The 16,225-nt window shown below is 68.6% G+C and carries 14 protein-coding genes; 11 read left to right on the forward strand and 3 right to left on the reverse strand.

Annotated features, from left to right (window positions below; translation table 11 throughout):
• Positions 1–799 (reverse strand): CPBP family intramembrane glutamic endopeptidase (locus JX005_RS15770; RefSeq protein ID WP_214468579.1); only part of this gene is annotated, 799 nt, incomplete at its 3' end.
• Between the two features lie 289 nt (positions 800–1,088).
• Here JX005_RS15770 and JX005_RS15775 point away from each other — a divergent pair.
• The 3 genes from JX005_RS15775 to JX005_RS15785 all read left to right on the forward strand — a co-directional run bounded on the left by JX005_RS15775 (position 1,089) and on the right by JX005_RS15785 (position 5,819).
• Positions 1,089–2,861, forward strand: a complete 1,773-nt coding sequence (locus JX005_RS15775) for an ABC transporter family substrate-binding protein (protein WP_307858619.1) — start codon at positions 1,089–1,091, stop codon at positions 2,859–2,861.
• Positions 2,862–3,082: 221 nt separating this feature from the next.
• The gene (locus tag JX005_RS15780) at positions 3,083–4,618 is read left to right on the forward strand and encodes an ABC transporter permease (RefSeq protein WP_214468581.1); all 1,536 of its coding nucleotides are present in this window, start codon (positions 3,083–3,085) and stop codon (positions 4,616–4,618) included.
• Between the two features lies 1 nt (position 4,619).
• Complete coding sequence (locus JX005_RS15785; RefSeq protein WP_214468582.1) at positions 4,620–5,819, forward strand: ABC transporter permease; 1,200 nt, start codon at positions 4,620–4,622, stop codon at positions 5,817–5,819.
• Here the strand turns inward: JX005_RS15785 and JX005_RS15790 are convergent.
• Positions 5,810–6,409: a PH domain-containing protein gene (locus tag JX005_RS15790; protein ID WP_214468583.1), complete on the reverse strand. Its 600-nt coding sequence runs from the start codon at positions 6,407–6,409 to the stop codon at positions 5,810–5,812. The genes JX005_RS15785 and JX005_RS15790 overlap by 10 nt on opposite strands.
• Before the next feature lie 53 nt (positions 6,410–6,462).
• Between JX005_RS15790 and JX005_RS15795 the strand changes: the two genes are divergently transcribed.
• The 8 genes from JX005_RS15795 to JX005_RS15830 all read left to right on the forward strand — a co-directional run bounded on the left by JX005_RS15795 (position 6,463) and on the right by JX005_RS15830 (position 14,768).
• Positions 6,463–8,145, forward strand: coding sequence for an ABC transporter ATP-binding protein (locus JX005_RS15795; protein WP_214468584.1), 1,683 nt, complete (start codon positions 6,463–6,465; stop codon positions 8,143–8,145).
• A gap of 133 nt (positions 8,146–8,278) precedes the next feature.
• Positions 8,279–10,192 (forward strand): translational GTPase TypA, encoded by a 1,914-nt coding sequence (typA, locus tag JX005_RS15800; RefSeq protein WP_214468585.1) that lies wholly within the window; start codon positions 8,279–8,281, stop codon positions 10,190–10,192.
• A 147-nt stretch (positions 10,193–10,339) separates the two neighbouring features.
• Positions 10,340–11,110 carry an AzlC family ABC transporter permease gene (locus JX005_RS15805; protein WP_307858620.1) on the forward strand — a complete coding sequence of 257 codons (771 nt, stop codon included), beginning with the start codon at positions 10,340–10,342 and terminating at the stop codon, positions 11,108–11,110.
• A complete protein-coding gene (locus JX005_RS15810; protein ID WP_214468586.1) occupies positions 11,107–11,421 on the forward strand; it encodes an AzlD domain-containing protein in 315 nt (104 codons plus the stop codon). The genes JX005_RS15805 and JX005_RS15810 overlap by 4 nt, the downstream gene beginning before the upstream one ends.
• Positions 11,422–11,447: 26 nt before the next feature.
• On the forward strand, positions 11,448–11,819 hold the full coding sequence (locus JX005_RS15815) for a DUF6113 family protein (RefSeq protein ID WP_214468587.1): 372 nt from the start codon (positions 11,448–11,450) through the stop codon (positions 11,817–11,819).
• A 9-nt stretch (positions 11,820–11,828) separates the two neighbouring features.
• On the forward strand, positions 11,829–12,149 hold the full coding sequence (gene fdxA, locus JX005_RS15820) for a ferredoxin (RefSeq protein ID WP_214468588.1): 321 nt from the start codon (positions 11,829–11,831) through the stop codon (positions 12,147–12,149).
• Between the two features lie 28 nt (positions 12,150–12,177).
• A complete protein-coding gene (gene dapC, locus JX005_RS15825) occupies positions 12,178–13,287 on the forward strand; it encodes a succinyldiaminopimelate transaminase (protein ID WP_214468589.1) in 1,110 nt (369 codons plus the stop codon).
• A 185-nt stretch (positions 13,288–13,472) separates the two neighbouring features.
• Complete coding sequence (locus JX005_RS15830; RefSeq protein ID WP_214468590.1) at positions 13,473–14,768, forward strand: citrate synthase; 1,296 nt, start codon at positions 13,473–13,475, stop codon at positions 14,766–14,768.
• Positions 14,769–14,827: 59 nt separating this feature from the next.
• On the opposite strand, the gene dapD is transcribed toward JX005_RS15830, so the two are convergent.
• A complete protein-coding gene (dapD, locus tag JX005_RS15835) occupies positions 14,828–15,784 on the reverse strand; it encodes a 2,3,4,5-tetrahydropyridine-2,6-dicarboxylate N-succinyltransferase (RefSeq protein ID WP_214468591.1) in 957 nt (318 codons plus the stop codon).
• Positions 15,785–16,225 lie beyond the last annotated feature (441 nt).

Below are 16,225 nucleotides of genomic sequence, written 5' to 3' on the forward strand. Positions count from 1 at the left end.
GGGTCGGGGTCGGGGTCGGGGTGCCGGACGGGGTGGGGGCGGGGGCGAACAGGCCAGGCCACAGCGCAGCCGCCAGCGGGTAGCCGACGAACGCGATCACGTCGATCAGCGTGTGCGCGATGACGAGCGGCATGACCCGGCCCCAGCGCCGGTAGCACCAGCCGAACACGACGCCCATCGCGAAGTTGCCGACCATCGCGGGGAACCCCTGGTAGGCGTGGTAGGCGGCGCGGAGCGCGGCGGTCGACAGGATCACCGCCCACCAGCCCCACCCGAGCCGGCGCAGGCGGTCGAAGAGGTAGCCGATGAAGATGACCTCTTCGGTGAGCCCCGCGCGCAGCGCCGCGAGCAGGAGCAGGGGGATCGTCCACCAGGACGTGTCGAGAGGGGATGCCTCGACCAAGACGGTCAGCCCCAGTGCGCGTCCCAGCGCGTAGAGCCCGAGCCCGGGGATGCCGATCACGGCGACGAGCGCGACTCCGCGCCCCACGTCGCCGCCGAAGCGGCTGAAGTCCAATCCGATGCGCCGGAACGCCGACTTGCCCGGTTCCCACAGGAAGAAGATCGCGAGGGCCACCGGCACCAGCGCGAACCCTTGGCCGAGGAACTGGTAGAGGACGTCCCAGAACTCCTCGGCCGCCGCCGACGGGTTGAGGGCGGTGGTCTGGTCGCCCAGCGACGCCTCGCGCTGCAGCGCCTGGATGAGACCCAGGACCGCGTAGGTCGCCGACCGCCCGACCGAGAGCAGCAGAACGAGGGCGATCTCCCACCTCAGGCGCACCCGGGACGAATGATCCATGGAGGCGGTGTCGGGCAGATTCCCAGACGCGAAAGCGTGCACGTTGTCAGATTGTCACACCCGTGTAGCGCTGAGTTAAGGATATGTAACGGTTTGCTGTTCTGTTTTGCCATGCCCGCACGCGGTGCTTAGTGTGTCCGTGTCCGTGTCCAGCGCTGCCACAGGCTGGGCACTCAACCCTTGCACAGGAGGAAATGTGAAGATCGCGCGTCTTATGGCGGGCGTGGGGGTCGTGGCTGCGGGAGCACTTGTGCTTTCGGGTTGCGGCAACCCATACCAGTCGGAGGTCGTGGAAGGCACCGAGATTACCACCGCGTACAACTCGGGCTTCTTCCACTTCAACGACGACAGCTCGGCCGGCAACAACACGGCCAACGGCAATGTCAAGTACATGACCGACACCACGTTCTCGTACTACAACAACACTCCCGAACTGGTGCGCAACACCGACTTCGGCGAGTACGAGCAGGTCAGCGAAGATCCGCTCACCGTCAAGTACACGATCACGGCCGACGCCGTCTGGTCGGACGGTGTGCCGATCGACGAGGCCGACATGCTCCTGCAGTGGGCTGCGCTGTCGGGGAACGTCAACGACGCGTTCTCGCCGGCCGCCACCACCGGCTACGCGCTGGTCACCGAGACGCCGGAGACCGGCGACAAGGAGATCACCTTCACCTACGACCAGCCCTACGTGGACTGGGAGCTCGTCGGCCCGCTCGGCGTCTCGGCTCACGGCACCTACGCGCTCGCCTTCCCGGACGAGTACTCCGATGTCCAGGCCGCGTACGACACCTGGAAGGACTCGGGCGAGGAGGGTGACTTCACCGCCTACAGCGACGCCGCCAAGGAGTTCGCCGAGGACGCCAAGGAGAAGGTCGTCACGGCGATCACCGACGGTGACGAGGAAGTCCTCGCAGCCCTGGGTGACGCGTGGAGCAACGCCTACGGCTACACCACGCTGCCCGACAGCCCCGCCGCGGCGCTGACCAGCGGTCAGTACATCGTCGAGGACATCGTCGAGGACCAGTACATCACCATCGCCGCGAACCCGCTCTTCACGTGGGGTCCGTCGCCGAAGTTCGAGAAAATCACGGTCCGCACGATCGCCGACTCGACCACCGCGCTGCAGGCCCTCGAGTCGGGCGAGCTCGACATCTGGACCGGCCAGCCGACGGCTGACATCCTCCAGCTGGCGAACGACATCGACACCGCCACGGTCCAGACCGGCGAGCAGGCGTCGCACGAGCACGTCGACCTCACGGTCAACAACGGCGGCCCGTTCGACCCCGCCGCGTACGGCGGCGACGAGGCCAAGGCTCTCGCCGTGCGCCAGGCGTTCCTCAAGACGATCCCCCGCCAGGAGATCGTCGACAAGATCATCAAGCCGCTCAACCCCGAGGCCGAGGTCCGCAACACGCACCTCGTGTCGACTGCCGACCCGGAGCGCTACCCGGTCCTCTCGGAGAGCAACGGTTCGGCGGACTACGCCGAGGTCGACATCGACGGCGCCAAGGCGCTGCTCGCCGAGGCCGGCGTGACCGGTCCGGTCGAGGTCGGCTTCTGGTACCCCGAGGGCAACGTGCGCCGCGCCCAGCAGTTCGAGCTGATCGCCGCTTCGGCTGCGCTGGCCGGCTTCCAGCTGGTCGACGAGAGCGAGCCCGACTGGGTCTTCACCGACCCGTCGGCCGAGCCGATCAACCCGCACGACGCGACGCTCTTCGCCTGGTCGCAGACCAGCCTCGCCGTGGGTGGATCCGACCAGATCTACGCCTGCTACGACGACCCGATGGCCAAGGGCGGCAACTACATGGGCTACTGCGACGAGGAGGTCACCGAGGCGCTCGCCACTCTGAACGTCACGTCTGACTTCGAGGAGCAGACCGAGCTGCTGGAGTCCGCTGAGGCGGGCATCTGGGCGGACGCCGTGTCGCTGCCGATCTTCCAGCACCCGGGTCTGCTGGTGAACAGCGACAAGGTGTCTGAGGTCAAGGCCATGCCCCTGAGCCCGGACTACTTCTGGAACTTCTGGGAGTGGACCCCGGTGGGCGCTGCCTCGGAGTAATCCGCGGCTTGCCGGGTGGGCGGCCCTGCCGCCCACCCGGCAGACATCGTTCGAACTGTGGGTGCCGAGGCGAACCCTTGGCACCCACAGTCATGTCCATCGGGGCTGCGCGGCGACACAGGTGCCGCTCAGTCTCCCTCGTAGTAGTTTTGGGGCGCCGCACCGGCGCCCCGGGACGGACGTAAAATCATGACTTCAGCCCCATATCCGAGAGGGCTTCCGTGCTGACCTTCATCCTGCGACGACTGGGTGCCATCGCCCTCGTCCTCCTCGTCGCCTCCTTCATCGTCTACACCCTGACCGCGATCACCGCCGATCCGCTCGCCGACCTCAAGGCGTCGAGCGCTGCAAACCGTCAGGAACTGATCGACAACCGCACACAGCTGCTGCGCCTCGACCTGCCCGCGCCCGTCCGCTACTTCACGTGGCTCGGCGGTGCGGCGAAGTGCTTCATCGGCCAGTGCGACCTGGGCATCGCCTTCAGCCGCAGCAACCAGCAGGTGACCGACGCAGTCGCATCGGCGGCATCCTCGACCATCCAGCTCGTCACCGCGGCGACCATCGTGGCCATCATCTTCGGTCTCACGATCGGAATCCTCACGGCCCTCCGCCAGTACAGCGGGTTCGACTACTCGGTCACGTTCCTCACCTTCATCGTCTACTCGCTGCCGATCTTCTGGATCGCGGTGCTCCTGAAGGAGTACGGCGCGATCCGCTTCAACGAGTTCCTCTCGAATCCGGTGGTCACGATCCCGGCGATCCTCATCACAGGACTCGTCGCAGGCCTGATCTTCATGGCGATCATCGGCGGCTCATGGAAGAGACGCCTGATCACCTTCGCCTCCGCGTTCGCGGCCGCGGCCGGACTGCTCGCGCTGCTGGGTCTCACCGACTGGTTCTCCGCCCCCTCGATCGGGATCATCGGCGTCATCATCACCGGCATCGGCGCCGCTGTGGGCGTGACGGCGCTGTCGACCGGTCTGGCGAACCGCCGCACGCTGTACTCGGCGCTCATCGTGGTCGGAATCTGGGCCGCGCTGTACTACCCGCTCCAGTACCTGTTCTTCTACGTCCCGACCGGATGGATGCTCTTCCTGATGGCGCTCGTGTCGATCGGCATCGGCATCGTCGTCGGCGTGCTCATCGGCGGCGACGGCAAGAAGGAGGCTGCGCGCACCGCGGCGATCGTGAGCTTCATCACGTTCTTCGTCATCGTGGTCGACCGGGTCATGCTCGTCTACACCGACTACGTCGACCGCATTCCGCAGAGCGGCGTCATCGCGACGATCGGCTCGAAGACCCCCGGCCTTCAGGGCGACATGTGGTTCGAGATCCTCGACGGGTTCGCGCACCTCGTGCTGCCGACCATCGCTCTGGCTCTCGTGTCGATCGCGGCCTACACGCGCTACTCGCGGTCCAGCCTCCTCGAGGTCATGAATCAGGACTACGTCCGCACCGCGCGCGCCAAGGGACTCACCGAGCGCACAGTGGTCATGCGCCACGCCATGCGCAACGCGCTCATCCCGATCGCGACGATCATCGCGTTCGACATCGGCGCGCTCATCGGCGGTGCGGTCATCACCGAGACGATCTTCGCGTGGAAGGGCATGGGAGCCCTGTTCGTGGACGGGCTGAGGCTCGGTGACGTCAACCTCGTCATGGGCTTCTTCGTGGTCACGGGCATCCTCGCCGTCATCTTCAACCTCATCGCGGACCTGCTCTACTCCGCGCTCGACCCCCGGATCCGGGTGAGCTGACATGGTTACCACAATTCCCACCGACGCACCGCAGGACCGCGGCAGCGAGCAGTCGATCGAGCAGAAGGCCGTCGCGGGCATGAGCCAGGGCGCCCTGGTGCGCCGGCGGTTCTTCCGCCACGCCGGCGCGATGATCGCGCTCGTGGTGCTGGTGCTGGTCATCATCCTGGCGTTCAGCTCCGTCGGCACCGTCATCGGCGGCACCGGCAAGCTGCAGGCGACCGGCGACGGGACGCTGTCGATCAACGGCTTCCGCATCCCGGGCTGGTGGCCTCTCGACTGGTTCACCAGCTACCCGCTCGTCAACGGCGGTCAGCCGACCCTGACGTGGTTCCCGTTCAGCATGGGCGAGCACCCGTTCGGTCAGGACACGCTCGGCAAGGACGTGTTCGCGCAGGTCATGCGCGGAACGCAGCAGTCCGTCACGGTCATGTTCCTCGTCGGCATCGTCTCGCTCGTCCTGGGCGTGCTCTTCGGAGCCCTCTCGGGGTTCTTCCGGGGCTGGGTCGACTCGCTGATCATGCGCTTCACCGACGTGATCATCATCATCCCGATCATCGTCATCGGCTCGATCATCGGAAAGCTCCTCGGCGGCAGCAGCGCGGTGGTGTTCGGCCTGTTCCTCGGCATCCTGAGCTGGACCGGACTCGCGCGATTGGTGCGCGGCGACTTCCTCGCCCTGCGCGAGCGCGAATTCGTCGACGCGGCGCGCGTCGCGGGAGCGAGCAACGGCCGCATCATCTTCCGCCACATCCTGCCCAACGCGGTCGGCATCATCATCGTCAACACGACGCTGCTCATGAGCGCCGCCGTGCTGACGGAGGCCGCGCTGAGCTTCATCGGGTTCGGCATCACCGCCCCCGATGTGTCGCTCGGCCAGATCATCAGCGAGTACCGCGAGGCCTTCCGCACGCGGCCCTGGCTGTTCTGGTGGCCGGGTCTGTTCATCGTCATCCTGGCGCTGTGCATCAACTTCATCGGCGACGGCCTGCGCGACGCCTTCGACCCGCGTCAGCAGGGCAAGGTCAGCCGCCGCAAGTCGAACCGCGCTGTGGCGGCCATCGCCTCGGTGCAGGGTGTGCAGATGGTCGAGGGTCCGACGTCCTCCGACGACGAACGGTACATGGACGAGTTCGGCGGCGGGTCGCTGCCCGAGCCTCCAGCCGTGGAGGACCAGCGTGACCGAGGTGATCAGTCGTGAGGCAGGGCGAGGCTCAGCACCGCGGCCGCGATCAGCACCGCGGTCACCGCGATCACGGTGACGTTCAGCGTGGACACCGTGCCACCGGGCGTGGTGTCGCCGCCGCTGCGGTGGTACTGCTCGAGCGTGCGGCGGACGAGCGCCGTCGCGTCGCCGCTGGCAGTGCCCTCGGCATCGGACGGGCGGCGCGTGTCGCCCTCGCCGGGCGTGCGGGCCACCTCCTCACGGTGCGTCGTCATCGCCTGGCGAGCGCTGGGAGCGGGCGCTGCCCAGGCGCGGATGCTGCGGCCGCCGGTGGTGTGGATGGTCAGCGCGTAGCGCGAGTCGACGTCCGTCACGTCGCCCCACGGCACGCGATGCGTGCGGAAGACGTTGCCGATCTCGATGAAGCCCTCGCTGATCTGCACGTACGGGCGGATGTAGAGGATCCACGCCAGCCACGCGACGAGCACGATCGGCCAGGCCCACACGATGAGGCTCGGCACGCCGTCCGTGATGGCGACGAAGACAAGACCGAGGGCGCAGATCCCGATCGCCACCCAGGCGATGATCTGACCGCCGCGCGGACGGAAAGTGACCGGTTCGGGCATCTGCCCATCCTGACACGGGAGACGGTTCGATGAGCATGAAAGAGGGTGGCCGCATGCGCGGACACATCCCGCAGCAGGAGGGCGGCCCGGTGCTGTCCGTCAAGGACCTCGGTGTCGAGTTCTGGGTGGGCGGCGGATGGGCTGCGGCGGCGAAGCACGTCACGTACGACCTGATGCCGGGCAAGGTCCTGGCGGTCGTCGGCGAGTCGGGCTCGGGCAAGAGCACGAGCTCCATGGCGATCATGGGGCTCCTGCCGAAGAACGCCCGCATCAGCGGGAGCGCCAAGCTCGCCGGCCGTGAGCTCGTGAACGCCCGGGACGAGGTTCTGCGCCAGGTGCGCGGCGAGGGCATCGCGGCGATCTTCCAGGAGCCGATGACGGCTCTGAACCCGGTCTACACGATCGGCTTCCAGATCTCCGAGACGATCCTCACCCACCGTCCCGGCATGACGCGCAAGCAGGCGAAGGCCCGTGCGATCGAGCTCCTCGGACTCGTCGAGATGCCCGACCCGACCAAGGCGTACAACTCGTACCCGCACCAGCTGTCGGGCGGGCAGCGGCAGCGTGCGATGATCGCGCAGTCGATCTCGCTCGACCCGCGCGTCCTGATCGCCGACGAGCCGACGACGGCGCTCGACGTGACGGTCCAGGCCGAGATCCTCGACCTGCTGCGTCACCTGCACCAGAAGCTCGACTCGGCGATCATCCTCATCACGCACGACATGGGCGTCGTGGCCGACATGGCCGACGACGTCATGGTGATGAAGGACGGCGACGTCGTCGAGCACGGCACGGCCGCTCAGCTGTTCACGGCGCCCGAGCACCCGTATACGAAGGCGCTCATGGCCTCGGTTCCGCACCTCGGTCTCGGCACCGCGGTCAGCGAGATCGAGACCCAGCAGGACAAGGGCACCGCCGCGCTCCTCCTCGAGAACGTGTCGATCGACTACCCGAAGCGCGGCCGCGTCCCGGCGTTCCGGGCGGTGGCCGAGGCATCCCTCTCGATCCAGCCCGGAGAGATCGTCGGCCTCGTGGGGGAGTCGGGCTCGGGCAAGACCACGATCGCGCGTGCGATCGTCGGCCTCGTGCCGATCGCCGAGGGCACGCTCCGCGTCGCCGGCCAGGAGATGGTGGGCGTCGACCAGAAGCAGCTGCGTGCGGTGCGCCGCAAGCTCGGCATCGTCTTCCAGGACCCGGGCTCGTCGCTGAACCCGCGCTGGCCCGTCGGCCAGTCGATCGGCGAGCCGCTCGAGCTGGCAGGACGCGACCGCAAAGAGATCTCGGGCCGCGTGACCGAGCTCCTCGACATGGTCGAGCTGCCCCGCGACTTCCGCAACCGCTACCCCCACGAGCTCTCGGGCGGTCAGCGCCAGCGCATCGGCATCGCCCGCGCGCTCGCCCTCGACCCGACGGTGCTCGTGGCCGACGAGCCGACGAGCGCCCTGGACGTGTCCGTGCAGGCGCGCGTGCTCGAGCTGCTGCAGCAGATCCAGAAGGAGAAGCAGTTCGCGACGCTGTTCGTGACGCACGACCTCGCCGTCGTCGACCTCCTCGCCGACCGCATCGTCGTGATGCAGCACGGCCGGATCGTCGAGCAGGGCTCGAAGGAGCAGATCCTCCGCAACCCGCAGGACCCGTACACGCAGCGACTCATCGCGGCCGTGCCGGTGCCCGACCCGACCGAGCAGCGCGTCCGCCGCGAGGCGCGTGCCGCGCTCCTGGCCCAGCAGAAGTAGCAGCAGGGCCGGCAGATCCATCCGGAGGCGACCTGGGAGTGCGCGTGCGCACCCTCAGGTCGCTTTCGGCTGCCTGCGATAAGCTGAGGGCGCCGGCATCCCGGCCCTCTCCACTTTCGCAAGGATTTCTTTCATGGCGCGCGCCCTCCGTCCGGACCTCCGCAACGTCGCGATCGTCGCGCACGTCGACCACGGCAAGACGACGCTCGTCGACGCCATGCTCCGCCAGACCGGCTCGTTCGGCTCGCACGAGCACATGGAAGAGCGGGCGATGGACTCGAACGACCTCGAGCGCGAAAAAGGCATCACGATCCTCGCCAAGAACACGGCGATCACCTACAGCGGCGTCCACACCGACGTCCCGGTGACGATCAACGTCATCGACACTCCCGGCCACGCCGACTTCGGCGGCGAGGTCGAGCGCGGCCTGTCGATGGTCGACGGCGTCGTGCTGCTCGTCGACGCGAGTGAGGGCCCGCTCCCGCAGACCCGCTTCGTGCTGCGCAAGGCGCTCGAGGCGAAGCTTCCTGTCATCCTCCTGGTCAACAAGACCGACCGCCCCGACGCCCGCATCGCCGAGGTCGAAGAAGAGGCCCACGACCTGCTGCTCGGACTCGCGTCCGACCTGCACGAGGACGTGCCCGACCTCGACGTCGACGCGCTGCTCGACGTGCCGGTCGTCTACGCATCCGGTCGCGCCGGCGCCGCCTCGCGCAACCGCCCCGCCAACGGCGAGCTGCCCGACAACGCCGACCTCGAGCCGCTGTTCGAGGCCATCCTCGAGCACGTTCCCGCCCCGGCGTACGACGACGAAGCGCCGCTCCAGGCGTGGGTGACGAACCTCGACTCGAGCCCGTTCCTCGGCCGCCTCGCCTTGCTGCGCGTCTTCAACGGCACGCTCAAGAAGGGCCAGACCGTCGCCTGGGTCCGTGCCGACGGCTCCACGAGCAACGCGCGCATCACCGAACTGCTCAAGACCCGCGCGCTCGACCGCTACCCGGCCGAGTCCGCCGGTCCCGGCGACATCGTCGCCATCGCGGGCTTCGAGGACATCACCATCGGCGAGACGATCGCCGACCCCGACGACGTCCGCCCGCTTCCCCCGATTCACGTCGACGACCCGGCGATCTCGATGACGATCGGCACGAACACGTCGCCGCTCGTCGGAAAGGTCAAGGGCCACAAGCTCACCGCCCGTATGGTGAAGGACCGCCTCGACCGTGAGCTCATCGGCAACGTCTCGCTCAAGGTCGTCGACATCGGTCGCCCCGACGCGTGGGAGGTGCAGGGCCGCGGCGAGCTGGCCCTCGCGATCCTCGTCGAGAACATGCGCCGCGAAGGCTTCGAGCTCACCGTCGGCAAGCCCCAGGTCGTCACGCGCAAGGGCGAGGACGGCAAGGTGAAGGAGCCGTTCGAGCACCTCACCATCGACGCCCCCGAGGAGTACCTCGGCGCGATCACCCAGCTGATGGCGGCGCGCAAGGGCCGCATGGACAACATGACGAACCACGGCACCGGCTGGGTGCGCATGGAGTTCATCGTCCCGTCGCGCGGCCTGATCGGGTTCCGCACCGAGTTCCTCTCGACGACCCGCGGCACGGGCATCGCCAACGCGATCTCGCACGGCTACGACGACTGGGCGGGGCACATCGTGACCCGTCAGAACGGCTCGATCGTCGCCGACCGCGCGGGCGTCGTCACGCCCTTCGCGATCATCGCGCTGCAGGAGCGCATGTCGTTCTTCGTGCAGCCGACGCAGGAGGTGTACGAGGGCATGGTCATCGGCGAGAACTCGCGCTCCGACGACATGGACGTCAACATCACCAAGGAGAAGAAGCTGACGAACATGCGTCAGTCGACCTCCGACACGTTCGAGTCGATGACGCCGCCTCGCCAGCTCTCGCTCGAGGAGAGCCTCGAGTTCGCGCGCGACGACGAGTGCGTCGAGGTGACCCCCGACATCGTGCGCATCCGCAAGGTGGTCCTCAACGCGACCGAGCGTGGCCGTGCCACCGCGCGTCTCAAGCGCCAGGACGCCAACGCGTAGCAGTCGATCGGATGCCGCGACCCGCCGCCCCCTCGACGGCACAGGGTCGCGGCATCCGTCGTTCGCGCCAGAGGTCGGCAGGAATCGTGCCACGCGTGGCGAACCGGCCCGCGGGTCGTGGGGGAGCCGCTCGGTAGCATCGATCGGGTGACCCTCGACCCGCACTTCGACGACGTGCACAGCGCCGGCGAAGCGCGCCGCGCCGCTCGTGAGGGCATCGGCGTGGCACTGGCGACGAGCGCGTACGGCATCTCGTTCGGGGCTCTGGCCGTGGCATCCGGTCTCGATGTCTGGCAGACCTGCGTGATGAGCCTCCTGATGTTCACCGGCGGCTCGCAGTTCGCCTTCGTCGGGGTGGTCGGGGCAGGCGGGCTCGCCGCAGCGCCGGCCGCGATCGCATCGGCGGCGCTGCTGGGCGTCCGAAACGTCGCGTACGGCATGCGCATGTCGCCCGTGATCGGCCGGGGATTCTGGCGACGCGCCGCGGCGGCTCAGTTCACGATCGACGAGTCGACCGCGGTGTCGCTCGCGCAGACGACCCGTCGTGCGCGCACCGTCGGGTTCTGGGTGACCGGCATCGGCATCTACGTCGGCTGGAACCTCTCCACGCTCGCCGGAGCCCTGCTCGGCGACGTGCTGGGCGACCCGAGGGCGTATGGATTGGATGCCGCGGCCGCCGCCGCGTTCCTCGCGCTGCTGTGGCCCCGCCTGCGCCGCCGTCAGCCCATCGTCGTCGGGATCGCCGCCGCCGTCATCGCCACCATCCTCACGCCGGTCCTGATGCCGGGTCTGCCCGTGATCATCGCCGCGACCGTGGCCATCGTCGTGGGCTGGTTCAACTGGCTGGCCTCGGACGAACCGGCGGCGAGCATCGGCGACGAGCCCCGCGACGTGCCCGAACGGGAGGGACTGCCGTGACCATGTGGACCGCGCTGCTCGTGGCATCCATCATCTGCGTGGCGCTCAAGACCGTCGGCTACCTCGTCCCGCCGAAGTGGGTCGAGGCGCCCCGCCCGATGCGGGTCGCCGACCTCCTCACGGTCGCCCTGCTCGCCGCGCTCGTCGCGGTTCAGACGCTCGGCGCCGGGCAGGCGATCGTCGTGGATGCTCGCATCCCCGCCGTGCTGGTCGCCGCCGGGCTGCTCCTGCTGCGCGCGCCGTTCCTCGTGGTCGTCGCCGCCGCCGCGCTGACCGCCGCCCTTCTGCGGCTCTGGGGATGGGCGGCGTAGCCCGACGCCCGCAGTAGAGTCGACGGGTGCGCTCCTCCGTCCCCGCCCGCGTCGGAACATGGCTCGTGGCCTTGCTCGTGGGCGCCGTCTACGGCCTCGCGGGAACGATCGCGCACGCGTACGAGCTCGCCTGGTTCCCGCTCGGTCTCGTGCTGGCGATCATCGGGTGCGCCGGGCTGCTCGTCGCGGTCCGCTTCCTCACCGCCGACCGCTGGGCGGCACTGGCGACCGGCCTCGGCATGATGACGTCCACGCTGGTGTTCTCGGCGAAGGGGCCGGGCGGATCCGTGATCGTGCCCGAGGGAGCGCTGGGAAGCGTGTGGACGCTGGCGCTGCCGATCCTCATTGCGATCGTGGTGGCCTGGCCAGACCGCATCCGTCCTCTCGTGGAGAACTAGACTGGCAGCGTGACGTATGTGATCGCGCTTCCGTGTGTGGATGTCAAGGACCGGGCCTGTATCGACGAGTGCCCCGTGGACTGCATCTACGAGGGCGACCGGTCTCTGTACATCCACCCCGACGAGTGCGTGGACTGCGGCGCCTGCGAGCCGGTGTGCCCCGTCGAGGCCATCTACTACGAGGACGATCTGCCCGACGAGTGGCAGGACTACTACAAGGCCAACGTCGAGTTCTTCGACGACGTGGGCTCGCCCGGCGGCGCCGCCAAGGTGGGCGTGATCCACAAGGATCACCCGATCATCGCCGCGCTGCCCCCTCAGGACGAGTGAGCGCCGACCGTCGCGGGAGCGTGCGCTGATGGGCGTCGCAGATCTCGCCGACTACCCCTGGGACGCCGTCGCGCCCTACGCGGAGCGCGCTCGTGCGCATCCCGACGGCATCGTCGATCTGTCGGTCGGCTCGCCGGTCGACCCGACTCCGGCAGTCGTGGCCGACGCGCTGCGCGCGGCGACCGACGCCCACGCGTACCCGCAGACGATGGGCACGCCCGCGCTCCGTGCGGCGATCGCATCCTGGTACGACCGGCGCCGGGGGGTTCCCGGACTCACCGCCGAGAACGTTCTGCCGACGGTGGGCTCGAAGGAGCTCGTCGCGCTGCTGCCGCTCCTCCTCGGGCTCGGACCGGGCGACGTCGTCGTCCACCCGCGCGCCGCCTATCCCTCCTACGACGTGGGTGCGCGCCTGGTCGGCGCGACGCCCGTCGCCGCCGACGACCCTGCCGAGTGGCCCGCCGCGACGCGGCTGGTGTGGCTGAACTCACCGGGCAACCCCGATGGCAGGGTGCTCGACGTCGGCGAGCTCGGCCGGGCGGTCGCCCGTGCGCGTGAGCTCGGTGCGGTGCTGGCGTCCGACGAGTGCTACGCCGAGCTGGGCTGGCAGGCGCCCTGGGACGCCGAGCCGATCCCGTCGGCGCTCGACCCGCGCGCGACCGGCGGCTCGACCGACGGCGTGCTGTCGGTGTACTCGCTCAGCAAGCAGTCCAACCTCGCCGGCTATCGCGCCGCCTTCCTGGCCGGCGACCCGCAGATCGTCGCGCGGCTGCTCACCGCCCGCAAGCACCTCGGGCTCATGCTTCCGGCGCCCGTGCAGGCGGCGATGATCGCGGCCCTCGGCGACGACGCGCACGTCGCCGCGCAGAAGGATCTCTATCGCGCCCGCCGGGGGGTCCTCAAGCCGGCGCTCGAGGCCGCGGGCTTCCACATCGACTCCAGCGAGGCCGGCCTCTATCTGTGGGCCACGGAGGGCCGCGACGCGTGGGACAGTCTCGGGCGGCTCGCCGACCTCGGCATCCTCGCCGGGCCCGGCCACTTCTACGGCCCGCACTTCCCGGAGCACATCCGGCTCTCGCTCACCGCGCCCGACGAGCGCGTGGCGGCGGCGGCGGGGCGGCTCGCCGCGATTTCGTGAGGATTCCTCCATCGGATGCCGCGGCCCTTTGGCCGTGTCCGCAGTAGGCGTGCGAGCGCACTAGGCTGTAGGAAACGCGGCGGCGCGGCATCCCCCGTCCCCGCTGCCGTCCTCGGAAGACGCCTCCCATGCGTCCGCGAGGCGGACGACACCCCCGGCACGACCAGAAATCGCGAGGAGGCGCCGTGAGCGACGCGGGCACCCAGCAGGAGAAGGCCACCCTCACGATCGGTGACAAGACCGCCGAGTTCCCGCTGCTGCGCGGAACCGACGGCACGCCGAGCGTGGACATCTCCACCTTCACCCGCCAGACGGGTCACACGGCACTCGACTACGGGTTCGTGAACACGGCGGCCACCAAGTCGGCGATCACGTACATCGACGGCGACCAGGGCATCCTGCGCTACCGCGGCTACCCGATCGAGCAGCTGGCGACGAACAGCACATACCTCGAAGTGGCGTGGCTGCTCATCTACGGTGAGCTGCCGAGCGCCTCAGAGCTGGCCGAGTTCGACGAGAAGATCCGCCGGCACACACTGCTGCACGAAGACCTGAAGCGGTTCTTCTCGGCGCTGCCGCACACCGCGCACCCGATGTCGGTGCTCTCCTCAGCAGTGTCGGCGCTCTCGACCTACTACGAGCACCAGTCCGACCCGAACAATCCCGAGCACGTCGAGCTGAACACGATCCGCATGCTGGCGAAGCTGCCGGTGATCGCGGCGTACGCCCACAAGAAGAGCATCGGCCAGGCCTTCCTGTATCCCGACAACTCGCTCGGATTCGTCGACAACTTCCTGAAGCTCAACTTCGGCGTCCTGTCCGAGGTCTACGACGTGAACCCGGTCATGTCCCGGGCGCTCGAGCGTCTGCTGATCCTGCACGAGGACCACGAGCAGAACGCCTCGACGTCGACGGTGCGGCTCGTCGGGTCGACCGGCGCGAACCAGTTCTCCTCGATCTCGGCCGGCATCAACGCGCTCTACGGCCCGCTCCACGGCGGCGCCAACGAGGCGGTGCTCGACATGCTGGCGCGCATCCGCGATTCGGGTGAGAGCGTGCAGCGCTTCGTCGAGCGGGTCAAGAACAAGGAAGACGGCGTGAAGCTCATGGGCTTCGGACACCGCGTCTACAAGAACTACGACCCTCGCGCCAAGCTCGTGAAGGAGTCCGCAGACGAGGTCCTGTCGGCGCTGGGCGTCAGCGACCCCCTGCTCGACCTCGCGAAGGAGCTCGAGGAGATCGCGCTCAACGACGCGTACTTCCAGGACCGCCGGCTCTACCCGAACGTCGACTTCTACACCGGCGTGATCTACAAGGCGATGGGCTTCCCGACGCGCATGTTCACGGTGCTCTTCGCGATCGGACGACTGCCGGGCTGGCTCGCACAGTGGCGCGAGGCCGGCACCGACCCGCAGACCAAGATCGGCCGCCCGCAGCAGCTGTACACCGGCGCGGCGGAGCGGACCTACCCCGGGCTCTGAGCAGCCCCGGCTGGTGCGGATCGGCGACCGACGGCTCTGGCGAGTCGGCACTTGCCGGCTCAGGCGTGCAGAGCCTCGTTCAGGGTCACGCCGTGGCCCATGCGACGGGCGGCTTCGATCGCTCCGGTGAGCGAGTTGCGACGGAACAGGATGCCGTCGAGGCCCGAGAGCTCCGAGCCCTTGACCGTCACGCGAGATCCGTCGGCGCGCGGCGGCTCATCGGCAAGGACGATCTTCGAACCCGCGGTGACGTAGAGACCCGCCTCCACCACGCAGTCGTCGCCGAGCGAGATCCCGATGCCCGCGTTCGCGCCGAGCAGCGTCCGTGCGCCGATCGACACCTTGTGGGTGCCGCCGCCGGAGAGCGTGCCCATGATCGAGGCGCCTCCGCCGATATCGCTGCCGTCGCCCACGACGACGCCCTGGGAGATGCGGCCCTCCACCATGCTCTGGCCGAGAGTGCCGGCGTTGAAATTCACGAAGCCCTCGTGCATGACGGTGGTGCCGGGGGACAGGTACGCGCCGAGGCGCACGCGCGAGGCATCCGCGATCCTCACACCCGGCGGGGTGACGTAGTCCAGCAGGCGCGGGAACTTGTCGAGACCCTGCAGCTGGATCCCCTCGCGTGCGAGGAAGGGACGCTGGCGTGTGAGGGTGTCGGGATGCATCGGCCCGGCGTTGGTCCATGCGACATTCGGAAGGTGGCCGAAGATGCCGTCGAGATTGACCTCGTTCGGCGCGATGATCCGGTGCGACAGAGCGTGGAGCCGCAGATAGGCGTCAGAGGTGCTGGCCGGCGGCTCATCCAGGTCGATCTCGAGCGCGACGACCTCCACCGCGACCGCGCGACGCGCGTCGGGGACGGCGAGGCGATCGAGTTCGTCCGGGGGCATCGAGGGATCGAACCCGAGCGGGAGGCGACCCGCCTCAGGGGAGGGGTACCACGTGTCCAGGACCGTGCCGTCTTCCGCCGTCGTCGCGAGGCCGACGCCCCACACCCATCGCTCTTCGCTCATGTTTCCACGGTAGCGGCGTGGGGAGCCGGGTGCGGGCCGCGGAGGGTCGCGCGTGCGACACGCCCGGGGTGCAGTCCCGATTCGACGGCGGGGCGGAGCTCGCGTAATGTTCTTGTTGTTCGCCCCACAGGGAAGCGGAGAGGCCGAGAGCCTTACCCCCCTCAAGTGGCGGACCACCTCCCTTTTGAAGCTCCTCTTTCCGAGGCTGGCCTTCGGGTCTAGAATGGGAGTCTTCCCCTCGTGGACCGCGGTCATCGATCGTTGCTGGAGACTTCACGGTCTCGGCGCGTCGGTTTGACAGACGGAACGAGACGGATAAGATTGTGAAGTTGCCCTGCTGTGCTGGCCCTTGTGGGTTGGTGGGTGGGAGCGTCCGATCCTTGAGAACTCAACAGCGTGCACTTGTCAAATGCCAAATAACCTCGTCCCAGCTTCGGTTGG

The sequence above is a fragment of the Microbacterium flavescens genome, assembly GCF_018588945.1.
GTDB classification, from domain to species: Bacteria; Actinomycetota; Actinomycetes; order Actinomycetales; family Microbacteriaceae; genus Microbacterium; species Microbacterium flavescens.